Source organism: Micrococcus lacusdianchii (assembly GCF_023155805.1).
In the GTDB taxonomy this organism is placed as follows: domain Bacteria; phylum Actinomycetota; class Actinomycetes; order Actinomycetales; family Micrococcaceae; genus Micrococcus; species Micrococcus lacusdianchii.
The window spans coordinates 172737-190235 of the sequence record NZ_JAKNUW010000003.1; the positions used below are offsets into that span (position 1 = coordinate 172737).

General features: G+C 73.4%; 15 protein-coding genes and 1 tRNA gene. 4 read left to right on the plus strand and 12 right to left on the minus strand.

Annotated features, from left to right (window positions below):
* Positions 1–106 precede the first annotated feature (106 nt).
* The gene (locus tag MA879_RS03195) at positions 107–841 is read left to right on the plus strand and encodes an IMPACT family protein (protein WP_248123435.1); all 735 of its coding nucleotides are present in this window, start codon (positions 107–109) and stop codon (positions 839–841) included.
* 10 nt (positions 842–851) lie between these two features.
* A complete protein-coding gene (locus MA879_RS12515) occupies positions 852–2171 on the plus strand; it encodes a class I SAM-dependent methyltransferase (RefSeq protein ID WP_248123436.1) in 1320 nt (439 codons plus the stop codon).
* Between the two features lie 114 nt (positions 2172–2285).
* Here MA879_RS12515 and rpsA read toward each other — a convergent pair whose 3' ends face one another.
* From rpsA to polA, 3 genes are all read right to left on the minus strand, one after another.
* The gene (gene rpsA / locus MA879_RS03205; protein WP_248123437.1) at positions 2286–3740 is read right to left on the minus strand and encodes a 30S ribosomal protein S1; all 1455 of its coding nucleotides are present in this window, start codon (positions 3738–3740) and stop codon (positions 2286–2288) included.
* A 142-nt stretch (positions 3741–3882) separates the two neighbouring features.
* Positions 3883–5292: a GNAT family N-acetyltransferase gene (locus MA879_RS03210; protein ID WP_248123438.1), complete on the minus strand. Its 1410-nt coding sequence runs from the start codon at positions 5290–5292 to the stop codon at positions 3883–3885.
* The gene (polA, locus tag MA879_RS03215) at positions 5276–8092 is read right to left on the minus strand and encodes a DNA polymerase I (protein WP_248123439.1); all 2817 of its coding nucleotides are present in this window, start codon (positions 8090–8092) and stop codon (positions 5276–5278) included. Before polA ends, MA879_RS03210 begins: the two co-directional genes overlap by 17 nt.
* 43 nt (positions 8093–8135) lie before the next feature.
* On the opposite strand from polA, the gene MA879_RS03220 reads away from it, so the two are divergent.
* Complete coding sequence (locus MA879_RS03220) at positions 8136–8666, plus strand: hotdog fold thioesterase (protein ID WP_248123440.1); 531 nt, start codon at positions 8136–8138, stop codon at positions 8664–8666.
* Between the two features lie 31 nt (positions 8667–8697).
* On the opposite strand, the gene MA879_RS03225 is transcribed toward MA879_RS03220, so the two are convergent.
* The 8 genes from MA879_RS03225 to MA879_RS03255 all read right to left on the minus strand — a co-directional run bounded on the left by MA879_RS03225 (position 8698) and on the right by MA879_RS03255 (position 15139).
* Positions 8698–9075 (minus strand): cation:proton antiporter, encoded by a 378-nt coding sequence (locus MA879_RS03225; protein WP_248123441.1) that lies wholly within the window; start codon positions 9073–9075, stop codon positions 8698–8700.
* A gap of 13 nt (positions 9076–9088) precedes the next feature.
* Positions 9089–9370, minus strand: a complete 282-nt coding sequence (locus MA879_RS03230) for an MrpF/PhaF family protein (RefSeq protein ID WP_187357856.1) — start codon at positions 9368–9370, stop codon at positions 9089–9091.
* Positions 9370–9804 (minus strand): Na+/H+ antiporter subunit E, encoded by a 435-nt coding sequence (locus MA879_RS03235; RefSeq protein WP_248123442.1) that lies wholly within the window; start codon positions 9802–9804, stop codon positions 9370–9372. The genes MA879_RS03230 and MA879_RS03235 overlap by 1 nt, the downstream gene beginning before the upstream one ends.
* Before the next feature lie 38 nt (positions 9805–9842).
* Positions 9843–11513 (minus strand): monovalent cation/H+ antiporter subunit D family protein, encoded by a 1671-nt coding sequence (locus MA879_RS03240; protein WP_248123443.1) that lies wholly within the window; start codon positions 11511–11513, stop codon positions 9843–9845.
* A complete protein-coding gene (locus MA879_RS03245; protein ID WP_248123444.1) occupies positions 11510–11941 on the minus strand; it encodes a cation:proton antiporter subunit C in 432 nt (143 codons plus the stop codon). The genes MA879_RS03240 and MA879_RS03245 overlap by 4 nt, the downstream gene beginning before the upstream one ends.
* Entirely contained in the window at positions 11938–14811 is a 2874-nt protein-coding gene (locus MA879_RS03250; protein ID WP_248123445.1) for a DUF4040 family protein, read from the minus strand. The genes MA879_RS03245 and MA879_RS03250 overlap by 4 nt, the downstream gene beginning before the upstream one ends.
* Positions 14812–14887: 76 nt before the next feature.
* Complete coding sequence (locus MA879_RS12370) at positions 14888–15016, minus strand: hypothetical protein (RefSeq protein WP_282447536.1); 129 nt, start codon at positions 15014–15016, stop codon at positions 14888–14890.
* Between the two features lie 41 nt (positions 15017–15057).
* Positions 15058–15139: transfer RNA gene (locus MA879_RS03255), tRNA-Leu, on the minus strand.
* Between the two features lie 208 nt (positions 15140–15347).
* Here MA879_RS03255 and MA879_RS03260 point away from each other — a divergent pair.
* Positions 15348–15941, plus strand: a complete 594-nt coding sequence (locus MA879_RS03260) for an ANTAR domain-containing response regulator (protein ID WP_248123446.1) — start codon at positions 15348–15350, stop codon at positions 15939–15941.
* 12 nt (positions 15942–15953) lie between these two features.
* Here the strand turns inward: MA879_RS03260 and pyk are convergent, their stop codons facing one another.
* Complete coding sequence (gene pyk, locus MA879_RS03265) at positions 15954–17438, minus strand: pyruvate kinase (RefSeq protein WP_248123447.1); 1485 nt, start codon at positions 17436–17438, stop codon at positions 15954–15956.
* Positions 17439–17499: the final 61 nt, after the last annotated feature.

The window sequence follows — 17499 nt, forward strand, 5'->3', positions numbered from 1 at the left end:
GGTGGGCACGAACACCCAGCCTAGCGAGGGGCCAGTGGTTGACGCACCCTCCTGCCCTTGCCTCCGGCCGTGCCGGCGCGGGTCCCGCAGCCCTAGGCTGGCGGGCATGCCCTCCCCTGACCACCCTGACCACGCGTCCCGGCCCTCCGGGCCCGTCGCGTGCACCGTCCCCGCGGCCTCGCTCGCGCAGGAGGACGGCTGGGTGCGGCACGAGGAAGAGGTCCGCCGCAGCCGTTTCCTGGCCTACTTGGCGCGTACGACCACCGAGGACGAGGCCCGGGCCGTGGTCGCCGCCCTGCGCCGGCGGCACCACGACGCCCGCCACGTGTGCAGCGCCTGGATCCTGGGACCCGACCGGGACCGCATGCGCTCCAACGACGACGGTGAGCCCGCCGGCACGGCAGGCGTCCCGATGCTGCAGGCGCTCGCCCTGCGCGAGACGGCACCCGGGCGCGCCGACCTGACCGACGTCACCGCCGTGGTGGTCCGGTACTTCGGCGGTGTCAAGCTCGGCGCCGGCGGGCTCGTGCGCGCCTACTCGGACGCCGTCAGCCGCGCCCTCGACGCCGCACCGCTCGTGACGCGCCGGCGCCGCGCCCTGTTCGCCGTCGCGGCGCCCCACGGCGACGCCGGCCGCTGGGCCCACGAGCTCGAACTGGCGGGCGCACAGGTGGCCGCGATCCGATGGGACGGGCCCGAGGCCGTCGTCGAGGTGGGCGTCACGGACACGCCGCACGCCGTCCACGGCGTGCACGCCGCCCTGGCCCGGATCACCTCCGGCCTCGGACGGGCGGAACAGGCCGGGCACGCCTGGACGGACGACCCCGAGGAGCGTTCCTAGGATGGACGCCGTGGACGCCACCCCCGACGCCGCGCGCCTCGACGCGCAGTCCCTGACCACCCCCGACGTGGGCGGCCGCCCCCTGCCCCGGCACTGGAGCGCGGAGTTCGACCTCGACCGTCTCGAGCGCTGGCCCCTGCCCGCCTCCCGGGAGCGGCAGGCGCACGACGCCGCCGACGTCCTCCTCGTGGACACCCTGGCCGGCTGGGCCGCCGACGGGCGCCACCCGTCCCCCGTGGCCGTGCTGCACGACCAGCACGGCGCCGTCTGCCTGCCACTGCTGGCGCAGGGCCTCGACGTGCGCCTCGGCCTGGACGAGGCCTCGGCGACCCGCTCGGTGCGCCACAACCTGGACCTGTTCCGCGACGTCGACGGCCGCCTGCCCGCCGGCTGGGGCGAGCTGACCGTCGGGGGCGTGGACGGGTGCACGCTGGCCGGTGCCCGCACCGTGCTCATGGCCCTGCCCCGCGCCCTGGACGCGCTCCACCTGACCGCCTGTGCGGTGGCCGTGCACGCCGCCGGCGACGTGCTCGTCCTGGGCGCGGGCCGGGACAAGCACATGAGCCCGGCCATGAACGACGTCCTGGCCCGCTCCTTCCGGACCGTGGTCCCCGGCCGAGGCCGGTCCAAGTCCCGCGCCCTCACCGCGGCGCACCCGCGCCCCGACGCGGCTATCCCCGCCCCGCGCAGCCGGGTCCACCGCCTCGAGGGGCTGGGCGAGGTGACGCTCACGGGCGGATGGGCCACCTTCGGGGGCGCCGCCGCGGACCCCGGCAGCCGGCTGCTGGCCCGCACGCTCCTCGAGCACTCCCCCGCGCTCCCGGCGCCCCGCAGCCGGAGCATGCGCACTGCCTCCGGACTCGAGGTGGAGCTGCCCTGGCGCGCCCCGGCGGGCATGCCGGACGTCGTCGACGCCGGCAGCGGCAACGGTCTGCTCGCGGTCGTCGCCGCCCGGGTGTGGCCCGCGGCGGCCGTCCTGGCCAGCGACCAGTCCGCCGACGCCGTGGCCTCCTCCGCGGCGACGGCCGCCGCGAACGGCCTGGCCGACCGGATCACGGCGGTCCAGGACGACGCCCTGGAGTCCCTGCCGGACGCCTCCGTGCGGGCCGTCGTGCTCAACCCGCCGTTCCATGACGCCACCGCGGTGGACCCCACGGTGGCCCACCGCATGATCGGGGCCGCCGGACGCGTGCTCGCCCCGGGCGGCCAGCTGTGGTGCGTGTGGAACTCCCACCTGCGGCACCGCCCGGTGCTGGAGGCCGCCGTCGGACCGACCCGGCAGGTCGCCCGGGACCGGACGTTCACGGTCACGGTGTCCACGCGCCTCTGAAGCGCGGGCCCTTGTCCGTGCGGACGGCGACGGGCCCCGCCCTCCCGGAGGAGGACAGGGCCCGTCGGTGGGCGGGTCAGGCGGTGCTCAACGGAGCGCGCCCGGCCGCGTCCCTCAGTTGCCGGTGAGCTTCTCGCGCAGGGCGGCGAGGGCCTCGTCGGAGGCCAGGGTGCCGCCGTCGGAGGCCGGAGCCTCGGACGAGTAGGTGGAGCCGCCGGAGGCGGGCGCCTCGGCGCCGGCCTGGGACTCCTCCTCCAGGGAGCGGCGCACCTGCTCCTTGTGGGCCTCCCAGCGGGACTGCGCGTCGGCGTACTGCTGCTCCCACGCGGCGCGCTCGGACTCGAAGCCCTCCATCCACTCGTTGGTCTCGACGTCGAAGCCCTCCGGGTACTTGTAGTTCCCCTCCTCGTCGTACTCCGCAGCCATGCCGTACAGGGCCGGGTCGAACTCCGTGCCGTCCGGGTCCACGCCCTCGTTGGCCTGCTTGAGCGACAGGGAGATGCGGCGACGCTCGAGGTCGATGTCGATGACCTTGACGAACAGCTGGTCGTTGACCGACACGACCTGCTCCGCGGTGTCGATGTGGCGCGAGGCCAGCTCGGAGATGTGCACGAGGCCCTCGATGCCGTCCTCGACGCGCACGAACGCGCCGAACGGGACGAGCTTGGTGACCTTGCCCGGCACGACCTGGCCCAGGGCGTGGGTGCGGGCGAACAGCTGCCACGGATCCTCCTGGGTCGCCTTCAGCGACAGGGAGACGCGCTCGCGGTCCATGTCCACCTCGAGGACCTCGACGGTGACCTCCTGGCCCACCTCGACGACCTCGGAGGGATGGTCGATGTGCTTCCAGGACAGCTCGGAGACGTGCACGAGGCCGTCCACGCCGCCCAGGTCCACGAAGGCGCCGAAGTTGACGATCGAGGACACGGTGCCGGCGCGGACCTGGCCCTTCTCCAGCTTGTGGAGGAAGTTGGAGCGGACCTCGGACTGGGTCTGCTCGAGCCAGGCGCGGCGGGACAGGACCACGTTGTTGCGGTTCTTGTCCAGCTCGATGATCTTCGCCTCAAGCTTCTGGCCGATGTACGGGGCCAGGTCGCGCACGCGGCGCATCTCCACGAGCGAGGCGGGCAGGAAGCCGCGCAGGCCGATGTCGATGATGAGGCCGCCCTTGACCACCTCGATGACGGTGCCCTCGACGACGCCGTCGTCCTCCTTGATCTTCTCGATGTCGCCCCAGGCGCGCTCGTACTGCGCACGCTTCTTGGAGAGGATCAGGCGGCCTTCCTTGTCCTCCTTGGTGAGGACGAGGGCCTCGACGGAGTCGCCCACGGCCACGACCTCGTCCGGGTCCACATCGTGCTTGATGGACAGCTCGCGGGACGGGATGACGCCCTCGGTCTTGTAGCCGATGTCGAGCAGGACCTCGTCGCGGTCCACCTTGACGACGGTGCCCTCGACGAGGTCGCCATCGTTGAAGTACTTGATGGTCTCGTCGATGGCGGCGAGGAGGTCCTCGGCGGTGCCGATGTCGTTGACGGCGACCTGCGGGGCGTTGGAAGTGGTGGTCATGTAGGAGGGACTCCGATTGGGATCTGGGATCACGTCCGGTCAGGCGCCTCGGGACGAGGGCCGCGGGGCACACCGGTGCCCCCACCCGACGTGGGTTGAGATGGACAGTACTGAATGCGCACGAAAGTGCTAGGCCAGCCTATCAGAAACCCGTCAGCGAGTGGAGGGGGCGCAGCGGGGCCAGGAGCGCATCGAGGCGGTCCGCCCCGCCGGGTGCCAGTTCCCGCACGACACCGGCCTCGGCCAGCACGGCGGCCCCGGCCCCGCGCTCGGCGCCGCCGAGCCACAGGGCGGAGAACCGGTCCACGCCCATCGCGGTCTCGGCGCCGAGGTCGGCTGCGGAGGCTGCGGGGCCGAGCCGCTCCGCACTTCCCCGGCCGTCCTCGACGGCCAGCCGCCACACGCCGTCGGCCGGTCCCAGCGGGTCGGACACGGCGACGACGGCCGTGCCGTCCGTCCGGTGGCCACGGCCGGCCATGGCCGCGGGGACGTCCAGGACCCGCAGGTACAGGTCGTCGCCGCCGCGGTCCGCGCGCACGCGGCGCTCGTCGACGAACATCGCCTCCACCCAGCCCGGCCCCGGGGCGCGCTCCCACGACAGGCGCTGCACGAGGTCCAGCCGGGCGAGGAACCGGAGCAGGCCGCGCCGCGCGTCGGCGGTGGCGGCGAGGAACGCCTCCACCGTCACGGTGATCGGCTCCGTCTCCCAGCCTGCGAACCGGTACAGCGCCACGCCCTGGACCTCACCGGCAGGGTCGCGGTGGACGGCGGCGAACAGCCCCGATCCCTTCCCCTCGTTCCTGCTGAGGGAGCGGTCCTCCCAGCGCGGCAGGTAGGACGCGGTCCGCTGGACGGTGCCGGGGTGCAGCAGGCGCACGCGCTGGTAGAGCCCGTCCACGAGGGAGCCGATGGCCCTCGGATCGGCAGGCACGACCGTGCCCTCGGTCTCCGGGCCGGTGAGCTCGGGCGCGTGCCGCACATCCACGTGCACGCGGCGCCAGCGGGTAGCCGCGCCGAAGCCGAAGCGGCCGTAGATGGCGGCCTCGGAGGCGGTGAGAGCGGCGACGGCGAGCCCCGCCCGTGCGGCGTCGGCGAGGGAGCGCAGCATCATGGCGCGCAGGATCCCCCGGCGCCGGTGCCCCGGGGAGACTGTGACGTCGCTGATGAGCCATGCGTCCACGGTCCGGCCCGGCCACGTGGTGAGGGGCTGGACGAAGTCCTCGAACGTGCCCACCGGGGCCGTGGCGGCCGGGGCGGCGTCGCGCTCCCACACGCCCAGCCGTCGGCGGCCGTCCGCCGCGTGCCCAGCGAGGACCTGCCGGAGGTGCTCCCCCGTGGGCACCTGCTCGTAGAAGCCGCGCTCGACGGCGCCAAGGAACAGCGCCGCCGCCGGGTCGTCGGTCTCGAGGACGCCGAGGTCCCGCAGCGCCAGCCCGTCCTCGGCGAGCCGGCGCTCCATCCGGTCGGCGTGGGCGCGCACGGCGTCCGACGGGCGGGCGGGGGCGGGGGCGGCGACACCGGAGGCCTGCCCGCCCTCAGTGCGCCGCGGCATGCCAGCTCTCCCCTCGTCCCACGTGCACGTCCAGGGGGACGGACAGGTCCGCGGCCCGCCCCATGCGCTCCTTCAGCAGGTCCGTCGCCGTCTCCAGCTCGGTGGCCGGGACCTCGAGGATGAGCTCGTCGTGCACCTGCAGCAGCAGCCGGGATCGCAGGCCCTGCTCCTCGATGCCGGCCTGGACGTCGAGCATCGCACGCTTGATGATGTCCGCGGCGGAGCCCTGGATCGGCGCGTTGAGCGCGGCGCGCTCGGCCATGTCCCGCAGCTGCCGGTTGTCCGAGCTCAGGTCCGGCAGGTACCGGCGGCGGCCCTCGATGGTGGAGGTGAAGCCGTCCTGGCGGGCCTGGGCGACGATGTCGCGCAGGTAGTCGCGGACGCCGCCGAACCGGTCGAAGTAGCCCTTCATGAGGCCGCGGGCCTCGTCCACGCCGATCTTCAGCTGCTTGGACAGGCCGAAGGAGGAGAGCCCGTAGGCGAGGCCGTAGGACATGGCCTTGACCTTGGAGCGCTGCTCCGCGGTGACCTCCTCCGGCTCGACGCCGAACACCTGGGAGCCCACGAAGGAGTGCAGGTCCTCCCCCGACCGGAAGGCCTCGATCAGCCCCTCGTCCTCGGACAGGTGCGCCATGATGCGCATCTCGATCTGCGAGTAGTCGGCGGAGAGCAGGACGGCGTCCTCGCCGTCCACGGCGGAGGCCGTGAACGCCTCCCGGATGCGGCGGCCGGCCTCGGTGCGCACGGGAATGTTCTGCAGGTTGGGGTGCAGGGAGGACAGGCGCCCGGTGGCGGCCGCGGTCTGCGAGTACGTGGTGTGGATGCGCCCGTCCGGTGCCACGGTCTCGCGCAGGCCCTCGACGGTCTGGTTGAGCTTGGTGGCGTCGCGGTGCGCCATCAGATTCTCCAGGAACGGGTGCTGCGTCTGCTCCAGCAGGTCCTGGAGGGAGTCCACGTCGGTCGAGTAGCCCGTCTTGGTCTTGCGGGTCCGGGGCATGTCGAGGTGCTCGAAGAGCACCTCCTGGAGCTGTTTGGGCGAGCCGAGGTTGACCTGCATGCCCCCGGTCTCCTCCGCCACGGATGCCCAGGCGGACTCCTTGGCGGCCTGGGCGCGCTCGGTGAAGTCCGCGTGGAGCCCGTCCAGGACGTCCCGGTCCACGGCGATGCCGGTCAGCTCCATGCGGGCGAGCAGCCGGGCGAGCGGGATCTCCATCTCCTGGAGCAGCCGCTGCGCACCGCGGTCCAGGACCTGGGGGGTGAACTCCACGGAGAGCCGGCGCACGAGCCACGCTGCGCGGGCGGTGCGTGCGGCGCGGGCCGCGCGCGCGGCGGCCGCCTGGCCGCCGTCGAGGTCGAACGCGCCCTGGGCGTCCTGCTCGGCCGGGGCCTGCTCGGGGGCCTCGAGCGGGATGCCCAGGTGCGCCTGGGCGAGGGCGGCGAGGTCGACGTCGCGCCGGTCGGGCTGGATCAGGTACGCGGACAGCGCGACGTCGTCCACCACGCCCTCGAGGGCGGCCTCCGGGCCCAGCGCGGTGGGCCGGGTGGGGGCGGCGAGGGCCTTGAGGACCCGCTTGAGGTCGTGCACGGCCTTGTCCGTGCCGGCGTCGGCGAGGACCCCGCGCACGGCGGTCACCAGCTCCTCATCCGGGTCGGCGACGTCGAGGTCCACGTACACGGCGGCGTCCTCGGCGGCGAGTGCCACCCCGACGGGCGTGCCGAAGGTGCCGGGCACGGGCACCTTGCGCTTGGGCAACAGGTCGGGGCCGTCGACGGCCACGTGCAGGCCCAGGAGGGCACCGGCGTGGGCGGCGAGGAAGTCGCGCAGCGGCGCCGCCGTCGTCGCGACGACCGGCTCGGGGGCGGCCTCCACCGCGGCGACGGGCGCGTCGGAGCCGAGCCGCTCCGCGAGCACCTCGAAGACGCGCTCGCGGATGCGGTTGAACTGGAGCGCGTCGAAGAGCTCCTCCACCGGCTCGCGCTCGGGCATGGTCAGCTCCATGGCCTCCAGGGCCACGTCCAGCTCGAGGTCGCGCACGAGCGCGTTGAGGCGGCGGTTGCGGCGGACGTCGTCGAGGTGGGCGCGCAGGGCCTCGCCCTTCTTGCCCGTGATCTCGTCCGCGTGGGCGAGCACGCCGTCCAGGTCCCCGTACTTGTCCAGCCACTTGGCCGCGAACCCGGGTCCGACGCCGGGCACACCCGGCAGGTTGTCCGCCGACTCCCCCACGAGCGCGGCCAGCTCGGGGTACTGCGCCGGCCACACCCCGTACTTCGCCTTGACGGTCTCGGCCGTCATGGCGGGCACCTCCGAGACACCACGCGTGGGGTACAGCACCGTGGTCGAGTCCGAGATCAGCTGGAAGGCGTCCCGGTCCCCCGAGACCACGCACACCTCCCACCCGGCGGCCTCCGCCTGCGCGGACAGGGTGGCGACGATGTCGTCAGCCTCGTACCCCTCCTTGGTCAGGGTCGGGATCCCGAGGGCGTCCATGACCTTCACCGTGAGCTCGATCTGCCCCGCGAACTCCTCGGGGGTCTCGGAGCGGCCGGCCTTGTACTCCGTGTACTCCGCGGAGCGGAACGTGGGTCCGGAGAGGTCGAACGCCACCGCCACGTGGGTGGGCGCCTGCTGGCGGATCATCGTCAGCAGCATGGACGTGAACCCGTACACAGCGTTGGTGTGCTGGCCGGTGTCCGTCGCGAAGTTCTCGGCCGGCAGCGCGTAGAACGCGCGGAAGGCCATCGAATGGCCGTCCAGCACAAGCAGGCGCGGTCGGGGCTCGGCGGTGCGGGTCTCCCCCATGTGGTGTTGCTCCTCTCGACTCCGAGATGCCAGCCTACTGGGCATGACCGCCACCCCTCAGCCGGACCCCTCTCCCGCCGACGTCCTCGGCCTCCTCGCCTTCCGCCCGGGTGTGACGCCGGAGATGACGGAGGAGGAGCGCGACGCCGTCGCCTCCGCCTCAGGCCTGACCGCGGACCTGCGCGAGGCCCTCGGCGGCGCCGGCGTCAGCCCGCTGGCCCTGAAGATGGGCATCCGCTTCCTGGAGCTGAGCGCGGAGCGTGCCGTCGCCACGATGCCGGTGGCCGGCAACGAGCAGCCCGTGGGCCTCCTGCACGGCGGCGCCCACCTGGTCCTCGCGGAGTCGCTGGGCTCGATGGCCGCGAAGCTCCACGCCGGGCCGGACCGCGGCGCCGTGGGGACGGAGATCGGGGCCACCCACCACCGGGCGATCCGCTCCGGGCTGGTCACCGGGACAGCCACCGCAATCCACCTCGGCCGGACGCTGACCACCCACGAGATCGTCATGACGGACGAGCAGGGCCGGCGGCTGTCCACCGTGCGCATGACGAACATGCTCCTCGACGCGCGCTGAGGGCCGCCGCCCGGACTGGTCGCCCCGCGCCTCAGTCCATGTCGGGCAGCCGCGGCGCCGGGCGGCCGCCCTCGCGGCCGGGGGTGTCCTCGGCGAGCTCGTCGTAGTGGCCCGGGCTCATGGGCACCCCGGTGAGATAGGCCGAGCGGCCCAGGGCCATCGTGGCGACGGACGCCGACCCGAGCTGCAGCACCACGATGAGGGCGACCTTCACGAGCGCGGACACGCTCGGGGCCAGCAGCAGGGCGCCCACCACGATCAGGATCATCCCGACGCCGCCGGCCGTGCCGACGGCGGAGATGCGGGTGTAGGGGTCGGGGAACCGGACCAGGCCCAGGCCGGCGGTGACGAACACCAGGGCGCCGATCACCACGAGCACGGAGCCGACCACGGTCAGGATGACGTCCACGGGTGCGACCTCCTCAACGCTTGCCGCGCGTCAGCGCGCGGGCCAGGGACATGCCGGACAGGAAGGCGACGATGGACGCGATGAGCACCAGGTCGAACGTCCACGGGTTGTTCGTCCGGACGCCGAAGAGCACGAGCATCCCGAGCACGCTGAACGTGAGCAGGTCGCCCGAGACCGCGCGGTCTGCGTCCAGCGGTCCCACCACGATCCGGTAGGCGGACACGAGCGCCGCCACCGTCAGCAGCCCGATGGCCAGGTCGATCCCCACGTGGGACCAGTCGTAGGCGAACGGCATCACGCCACCCCCGTCTTCCGCATCGCGTGGAGCATGCGCCGCTCCATGTCGTGGATCTCCGCACGCAGGGCGTCCGCGTCGTCGGCGTACAGGCCGTGGACGTAGAGCAGACGGCGGGCGTCCGGGTCGCCGTCCTCGTCACCCACGGCCCCGGCACGCCGGGTGCCCAGCGTCAGCGTGCCGGGCGTCAGGGTGATCAGCGCCGAGAGCAGGGTGACCTCGGCGTCCGTGCGGCAGTTGCTGCGCACGCGGGCGATGCCCGAGCGCGCCTGGTCGCCGGGGGTCACGAGGTCCTTGATGACGGCCTCGGACGAGGTCACCAGGGCCCACGCGTACCAGCACCAGAACACGAGCCACCGCCAAGGCCAGGACACGGCGGAGGCCGTGCCGGGCGCCAGGTCGACGGTCCCGTCGGCGGGGGCGGCGGTGTGCATGGGGGCGTCTCCTTCCGGAGGCTGCGGGAGTGCGGTGCTCATGGGTTGAGCACCGCCTCGATGTACCTGCTGGGGTCCATCAGGCCCTGCGCCGCGAGGTCGGTGACGGTCCACAGGGCCTGACCGCCGAGCCCGAGGGCGAGGGTGGCCATAGCTAGGACGACGGCGGGGGCGGCCAGCCGGCCTGGAATGCGGGAGCGCGTGACGTCCTCGTCCGGATCCACGGTCACCGGCAGCACGCCCGTGGGCGGATCGAGGGTCTCCTGCGAGGCCCACGACTCGGTGCGCTCGTGGTCGGTGCTCGAGCCGCGGCCGGAGGGCGACGGCACGGAGCCCGCCCGGCCCACGATGGGCATGGCCGCGGTGGCCAGGCGCTCGCGGTGCCCGTGTGGGGCCGTCGGAGCGCCCCAGAACCAGGCGTCCCACACCCGCAGCAGAGCCCACAGGCTCACCAGGGAGGCGCCCAGCACCAGCGCAGCGGTGACACCGCGGCCGGCGTCCAGGCCGGCGCTGACGAGCATGAGCTTGCCCACGAACCCGGAGAAGGGCGGGATGCCGACCAGGGAGAGCAGGCCCACGAAGAAGGCGACGGCGATCAGCGGCTCGCGCCGGGCCAGGCCCTGCAGGTCCGCGAGACGGCCGGTGCCGTAGCGCACCTCGATCGCGCCGGCGGCCATCAGGAGGCAGCCCATCGCCACCATGTGGTGCACGAGGTAGAACAGGCCCGCCGCGAGACCCAGGCGCGTGGAGAGCCCGAGTCCGACGAGGATGCCGCCGATGCCGCTCACCATCTGCCACGACAACACGGCGCGCACACCGTGCTCACCGACCGAGGCGAGCGCACCCACCACGAGGGTGGCGAGGGACAGGACCAGGATGAGCGGCAGCAGACGCGCATCGCCGTCGTACATCACGGAGTAGATCCGGTAGAGCCCGTACACGGCGACCTTGGTATGCAGGGCGGCGAAGAGTGCCGTCACCGCCGGGGAGGTGGAGGAGTACGCCCAGGCCAGCCAGCCGTGCAGCGGGACCACCGAGGCCTTGATGGACAGCGCGAACAGCACCATGCCCGCGGCGACGGCGATGCGCGGGTCCGCCGCGGCGGACCCGGCGAGCACCGCGAGGTTCACCGAGCCGGTCAGCCCGTAGACGAAGCCGACGCCGACCAGGAGGATCGTGGAGGTCAGCAGGTTGAGCGTGACGTACAGCCGCGCCCCGTCCACCCGGCGCAGGGGCTCACGGCGGTTGGCGGAGAGGACGTAGAGGCCGTAGCTGGGCACCAGCATGACCTCGATGAACACGAACAGGTTGAACAGGTCCGCCGTCAGCAGGGCGCCGTTGACGCCGCCGATGAGGATCAGGAGCAGCGGGGCGAAGAACTGGGAGTTCGCGACGCGGGAGCCGTAGGCGAACGCCGCGCCCACGATCGTGAGGGCGCTCGTGAGCACGAGCATCAGGGCGGACAGCATGTCCGCCGCGAAGCCGATGCCGATGCCCCCAGGCCAGCCGCCCAGCGAGGTGGCGAGCACGGACCCGTCGAGGGCGCGGACGCCCAGGGCCAGCCCGCCGGCGGTGACGAGTCCGAGCACCGTGAACAGGACGGCCCGGTGGATGCGGGGGCGCTCCCCCGCCAGCACGAGCAGACCGGCGGACAGCAGCGGGACGGCGGCGAAGAGGGGCAGCAGCTGGCTCAGGGGGACGGCGCTCATCGACGCACCCCCGGGCCCTGGTCGGCGTAGTGCTGCGCGATCCGGCCGGCCGCGGCGTGCCGCTCCTCGCGCGGGAAGCGCGCGTCGGCGGCGGCCTGCTCCAGGGAGTCGCGGGTCTCCCCCGGCGAGGCCACCGCGTCGTCCGCGCGCCCGGTGACGGCCAGCGCGAGCAGCAGCACGGTGATCGCGAAGGCGATCACGATGGCGGTCAGGACGAAGGCCTGCGGCAGGGCGTCGGCCTGCACCTCGACGTCCGAGGTCCCCGCGAAGGGCAGCCCGCGGCGGTCGGTGCCGCCCGCGGCGATGATGGCCAGGTTGGCGGCGTGGCCCAGCAGGACCATGCCGAGGATCACGCGCAGCAGCTCGCGCTTGGAGAACAGGTAGAACGCGCCGAAGGTCAGCATTCCCACCGTGAGGGCGACGGTCATCGGGTGGCCTCCTCTCGTGCGGTCGTGGTGGTCGGGGCGGAGGGTTCGGGGGACGGGGGCTCCGGCGCGACGCCGGGGTCACGGCTCGAGGCGCGGAGCGGGTCCTCACCCGGCCGCTCGGGGCCGAGCAGGGAGAACGCGGCCACGATCAGGCCGATCACGGCCAGGTACACGCCCATGTCGAACGCGAGCGTGGTGGAGAGCCCGTAGTCCAGGACCTTCACTCCCGCGGCTCCGAGGAAGCCCTTGCCGGTGAGATAGCCGACGATCCCCGTCGCGGTTCCGACGGCGATGCCCGAGCCGATGAAGGCCAGGTACGGCCACTGCAGCTCCGGGGCCGTGTCCGAGTCGGCGGCCAGGTAGAGCAGGGCGTAGCCGGCACCGGCGACCAGTGCGGCGATGAAGCCGCCGCCGGGCTCGTAGTGCCCGCGCAGCAGCAGGAACGCGGACAGCAGGATGATCAGGACGCCGAAGACGCGGCCGAACACCCGGATGTGGACGAGGTTCTCGCGCACGTGGGCGAGTGGGGAGCGCATGTCCACGGCGGAGGGCTGCGGGGGCGTCGGCCGACGGTTGAGCAGCAGGGCCGCGATGGTCAGCGCCGTCGCCCCGAGCACGGTCATCTCGCCCCACGTGTCCACGGCGCGGAAGTCCACGAGGATTACGTTCACCACGTTGGTCCCCCCGGCCTGGGCGTAGCTCTGGGTCAGGTAGAAGTGGGCGATCTCCGACATGCTGGAGCGGCCGGTGAACGCGAGCACGCCGAGGGTCGCGGCGACGCCGGCGACGGAGGCGGCGAGGACCGCCTGCATCCTGCGCGGGGTCGGCTCGTCGCTGAAGCGGGCGGGCAGGCGGCGCAGCAGCAGCACCATGACGCACACCGTGAGCACCTCGACCATCAGCTGGGTCAGGGCCACGTCCACGGCGCCGAGGGTGAGGAACCACAGGGTCATGCCGAACCCTACGACGCCGACCACCACCATGGCGGCGATGCGCGTCTTGGCGCGGATGGTGGCGATCACGCCGGCGCCCACCAGGACGACCAGCACCCAGTCGTGCCAGCGCGAGGGCTGGCCGACGACGGCGGGCAGGTCCTCGACCGTGGCGACACCCGCCACGGCGAGAAGCCCCAGGACCAGGGCGGGGATGAGGAGGTGGGTGCGGGGGGCCAGGGTGCCGGAGGCGCGCGAGACGACCGCGCCGACGCCGATCAGCCGGTGCCGGACCTCGTCCACCGCATCCAGGGCCGAGAACGGCAGGGCGGCGTGGGAGGCCACGCGCTCCACCGGGCGGCGCAGGGCCACCAGCAGCAGACCGAGCACGATGACGGCGGCGGAGACGAGCAGGGCCGTGTTCACGCCGTGCCATAGCGCCAGGTGCGCGTCCACCTCCTCGCCGGAGGCGGCCGCGGCCGCGTGGGAGACGGGGGTGTCCAGCACGCCGGGCAGCAGGCCCAGGGCCAGGGCCGCGGCCGCGGCCAGCACGGGGACGCCCCAGAAGGTGGCGGGCGCCTCGTGGACCTCGTCCCCCCGGCCGGCCGGCCACGCGTGGGCGGCCCCGTCCGGGCTCGGGCCCCAGAGGCCCAGGGCGCCGAGCACGAGCCGGCCGGAGTAGGCCACGGTGAACACGGAGGTGAGGGCGATGCCGGCCGTCACGAGGACCGGCGCCCATGCGGGCCCGGGGGTGTGGAGGGAGGCCTCGATCAGGCCCTCCTTGGACACGAAGCCGAACAGCGGCGGGATGCCCGCCATCGACAGGGCCGCGACGGCGATCGCGGTGCCGGTGACCGGCATCCGCACGTGGCGGCCGGCGAGCTCGCGCAGGTCGCGCGTGCCGGCCTCGTGGTCCACCACACCGATCAGCATGAAGAGCGCCGACTTGAACAGTGCGTGGGCCACGGTGTGCACGATGGCCGCCGTCAGGGCGACGGGGGTGCCGATGCCGATGGCGGTCACCAGCAGGCCCAGCTGGCTCATCGTGGAGTAGGCCAGCAGGCCCTTGAGGTCGTGGCGGCGGATCGCGGAGACGGCGCCCAGCAGGGCCGTGGTCAGGCCGGAGCCGATCAGGAGCGCGGACCACACCGGGTTCCCGGCCAGGACCGGGCTGAACACCAGCAGCAGGAAGATGCCGGCCTTGACCATGGCGGCGGCGTGCAGGTACGCGGAGACCGGGGAGATGGCCACCATCGAGTCCGGCAGCCACGCCTGGAACGGGAACTGGGCGGACTTGGTGAACGCGGCCACCGCCAGCAGGACGGCCACCGTGGTCGTGAAGCCCGCGTCGGACCACGCGTCCGAGGCCAGCACCCCGGACAGCGAGGCGGTGCCGGTCCGCACGGCCATGAGGGCGACGCCGGCCAGCAGGGCGAGACCGCCGCCGACCGTCACCAGCAGGGTGCGGATGGCGGGGTCGCGGCCGTGGTCCCCCGAGCGCCCGATGAGGAAGAAGGAGGCGAAGGAGGTGAACTCCCACGCCACGAAGAGGACCACCACGTTGTCCGCCAGGACCAGCAGCAGCATGGAGGCGGCGAAGGCCGTCATCAGCAGGTAGAACGTGTGCGGCCGGGAGGCCGCGCGGTCCGCGCCGAGGTAGCGGCTCGAGTAGGCCAGGATGCCGGCGCCGATCACCAGGACGATCATCGCGAACACCAGCGCCAGGCCGTTCAGCCGCAGGTCCAGGTCCACGCCGATCGCCGGGATCCAGGGGTGGGGCTCCGCGCGGACGCCGGCCGTCCACGCGGACGCAAGCACGCCGGCGGCGGCCAGCAGCGGCAGGGCGAGCACCCAGCCCGCGTCACGGCCGAGCAGGCGCGCGAGGGGCCAGGACGCCGCCACGGCGGCGACGGCGAGCAGGAGGCTGAGCAGGAGCATGGACACCCCGGGTTCTCGTGGGATCAGGACGGCGGAGGCGGCGTCCGGGGCCGCTCGGGGCGGCGACGGACACCGGTCAGCGCAGATGCGGCGGCTCGCCCGCCAGGAGGCGGCCCCACTCGGAGACCTGCCCGTTGGTGCCGACGGCGCGCCGGGGGCACACGGTGGCCAGGAGGCTGACGGCGCGGGACCGTGCTGCGCTCATGACTGGCCTCCTGGCGGGTCTGGGGTGCGGGGCGTCCTCGGTGCCCGAAGTGGGACTCGAACCCACACGCCTCTCGGCACCGCATTTTGAGTGCGGCGTGTCTACCGGTTCCACCATTCGGGCGTGCCCGCCGATCGGCGGGACCTGCCCACAGTACCAGCCAGCCGCCGCCCGGTCCCGTACCGGCCGGTGGTGGGGCATGCCCCCGCGCGATGCACCCGGACCGCCGAGTAGGGTGGGCGCGTGCCGCCGTCGACGCCGGTCGGCCCGCCGCAGCGGGCGCCGTGCGGACGCGGTCCACCCCGTCCCGCCGCACCGCCGAGGAGCACCGATGACCCCTTCCGCTGAGACCCCCGGCCTGCGCGCCGTCGTCGCCGAGGACGAGGCACTGATCCGTCTCGACGTCGTGGAGACCCTCACGGCGGCCGGGCACACCGTCGTGGCGGAGGTGGGCGACGGCCAGGCGGCCGTGGCCGCGGCGCGTGAGCATCGCCCGGACGTGGTGGTCATGGACGTGATGATGCCCGTGATGGATGGGATCGCCGCGGCCGGAGAGATCTCCGCCGAGCGTCTGACCCCCGTCGTGATGCTGACCGCGTTCTCCCAGCGCGACCTCGTGGAGCGCGCCGCCCGGGCCGGGGCCATGGCCTACGTGGTCAAGCCCTTCACCGAGAAGGACCTGCTGCCTGCGGTGGAGCTCGCGGTGGCCCGGTTCGACCAGATCCGCGGCCTCGAGGAGGAGGTCCGGGACCTGGGCGACCGGTTCGAGACCCGCAAGCTGATCGACCGGGCCAAGGCGCTGCTCCAGGCCCAGCTGAACCTCAGCGAAGCCGAGTCCTTCCGGTGGATCCAGAAGACCTCGATGGACCGCCGCCTGAGCATGCGCGAGGTGGCCCGGACGGTGGTGGAGCAGATGGGGGCCTGAGCCCCGGCGGACTCAGAGCTCCGGGTCGTGCCAGAAGCCGACCGGCTCACGCTCCTCGCGGGGCATGGCGGTGGCGCCCTCGGCCACGCCGTCGCCCACCCGGTGCACGCGCAGGGTGTTGGTCGAGCCGACCTTGCCGGGAGGAGAGCCGGCGGCGATCACCACGAGGTCGCCGTGCTCGGCGATGCCCTCGCGCATCAGGGACTCCTCCACCAGCGCGGTCATCTGGTCCGTGGTCTCCGCGAACGGGACCATCTTCGGGTAGACGCCCCACGTCAGGCACAGGATGTTGTGAGTGTGCTCCCGGTGGGTGTACGCGTAGACCGGCTGCCGCGGACGCAGGCGGGAGAGCCTGCGCGCCGAGTCCCCGGACTCCGTGAACGTCGCCAGGAACGGGATGTCCAGCTGGACGGCGACCTCCACGGCGGCCCGGGTGATCGCACCCCCGCGGGTGCGGGGCCGGGAGGTGAGCGGAAGGATCCGCTCAAGACCGTGGGTCTCCGTCGACTCGATGATCCGAGCCATCGTCTCCACGGTCGTCACCGGGTGGGCGCCCACGGAGGTCTCACCGGAGAGCATGACGGCATCCGCGCCGTCGAGTACGGCGTTGGCGCAGTCGGAGGCCTCCGCGCGCGTGGGGCGCGGGTTCTCGATCATGGACTCGAGCACCTGGGTCGCCACAATCACGGGCTTGGCCCAGCGGCGAGCCAGGTCGATCGCGCGCTTCTGCACCACGGGCACGTCCTCGAGCGGCAGCTCGACGCCGAGGTCGCCGCGGGCCACCATGATCGCGTCGAACGCGTCCACGATCGCCTCGAGGTTCTCCACGGCCTGCGGCTTCTCGATCTTCGCGATCACCGGGACGCGGCGCTCCTCCTCGTCCATGATCTGGTGCACGCGGTCCACGTCGGCGGCGTCGCGGACGAAGGACAGCGCCACCATGTCGACGCCGGTGCGCAGGGCCCAGCGCAGGTCGTCCTCGTCCTTCTCGGACAGGGCCGGGACGTTGACGGCCACACCCGGCAGGTTGATCCCCTTGTTGTCCGAGACGGTCCCGGGCACCACGACCTCGGTGATGACGTCGGTGTCCGTCACCTCCACGGCTCGCAGGCGCACCTTGCCGTCGTCGATCAGGAGGGGGTCCCCGACCTCCACGTCGCCCGGCAGCCCCTTGTGGGTGGTTCCGACGATCTCACGCGTGCCCTCGACGTCGCGGACGGTGATGGTGAAGCGGTCCCCCTCGGCGAGCTCATGGGGTCCGTCCACGAACCGGGCGAGACGGATCTTGGGACCCTGCAGGTCCGCGAAGATCGCCAGGGGGCGCTGCTCCTCCACGCTGAGGCGGCGCACGCGCTCGTAGGTGGCGGCGTGCACCTCGTGGTCTCCGTGGCTCATGTTCATGCGCACCACGTCCACGCCTGCCCGGATGATCGCCCGGGTGCTCTCGTCTGACGCGGTGGCCGGGCCGAACGTGGCGATGATCTTCGCGTGTCTCATACGTCCCACCCTAGGCCGGACTCCCGCCCCCGACCGAGGGCGGGCGTCCGGCGCGTCGTCG

Coding starts and splice junctions, on each gene's coding strand:
- MA879_RS03195 (WP_248123435.1), top strand. CDS start 107: ATGCCCTCCCCTGACCACCCTGACCACGCGTCCCGGCCCTCCGGGCCC.
- rpsA (WP_248123437.1), bottom strand. CDS start 3,740: ATGACCACCACTTCCAACGCCCCGCAGGTCGCCGTCAACGACATCGGC.
- MA879_RS03210 (WP_248123438.1), bottom strand. CDS start 5,292: ATGCCGCGGCGCACTGAGGGCGGGCAGGCCTCCGGTGTCGCCGCCCCC.
- polA (WP_248123439.1), bottom strand. CDS start 8,092: ATGGGGGAGACCCGCACCGCCGAGCCCCGACCGCGCCTGCTTGTGCTG.
- MA879_RS03220 (WP_248123440.1), top strand. CDS start 8,136: ATGACCGCCACCCCTCAGCCGGACCCCTCTCCCGCCGACGTCCTCGGC.
- MA879_RS03230 (WP_187357856.1), bottom strand. CDS start 9,370: ATGCCGTTCGCCTACGACTGGTCCCACGTGGGGATCGACCTGGCCATC.
- MA879_RS03235 (WP_248123442.1), bottom strand. CDS start 9,804: ATGCACACCGCCGCCCCCGCCGACGGGACCGTCGACCTGGCGCCCGGC.
- MA879_RS03240 (WP_248123443.1), bottom strand. CDS start 11,513: ATGAGCGCCGTCCCCCTGAGCCAGCTGCTGCCCCTCTTCGCCGCCGTC.
- MA879_RS03245 (WP_248123444.1), bottom strand. CDS start 11,941: ATGACCGTCGCCCTCACGGTGGGAATGCTGACCTTCGGCGCGTTCTAC.
- MA879_RS03250 (WP_248123445.1), bottom strand. CDS start 14,811: ATGCTCCTGCTCAGCCTCCTGCTCGCCGTCGCCGCCGTGGCGGCGTCC.
- MA879_RS12370 (WP_282447536.1), bottom strand. CDS start 15,016: ATGAGCGCAGCACGGTCCCGCGCCGTCAGCCTCCTGGCCACCGTGTGC.
- MA879_RS03260 (WP_248123446.1), top strand. CDS start 15,348: ATGACCCCTTCCGCTGAGACCCCCGGCCTGCGCGCCGTCGTCGCCGAG.
- pyk (WP_248123447.1), bottom strand. CDS start 17,438: ATGAGACACGCGAAGATCATCGCCACGTTCGGCCCGGCCACCGCGTCA.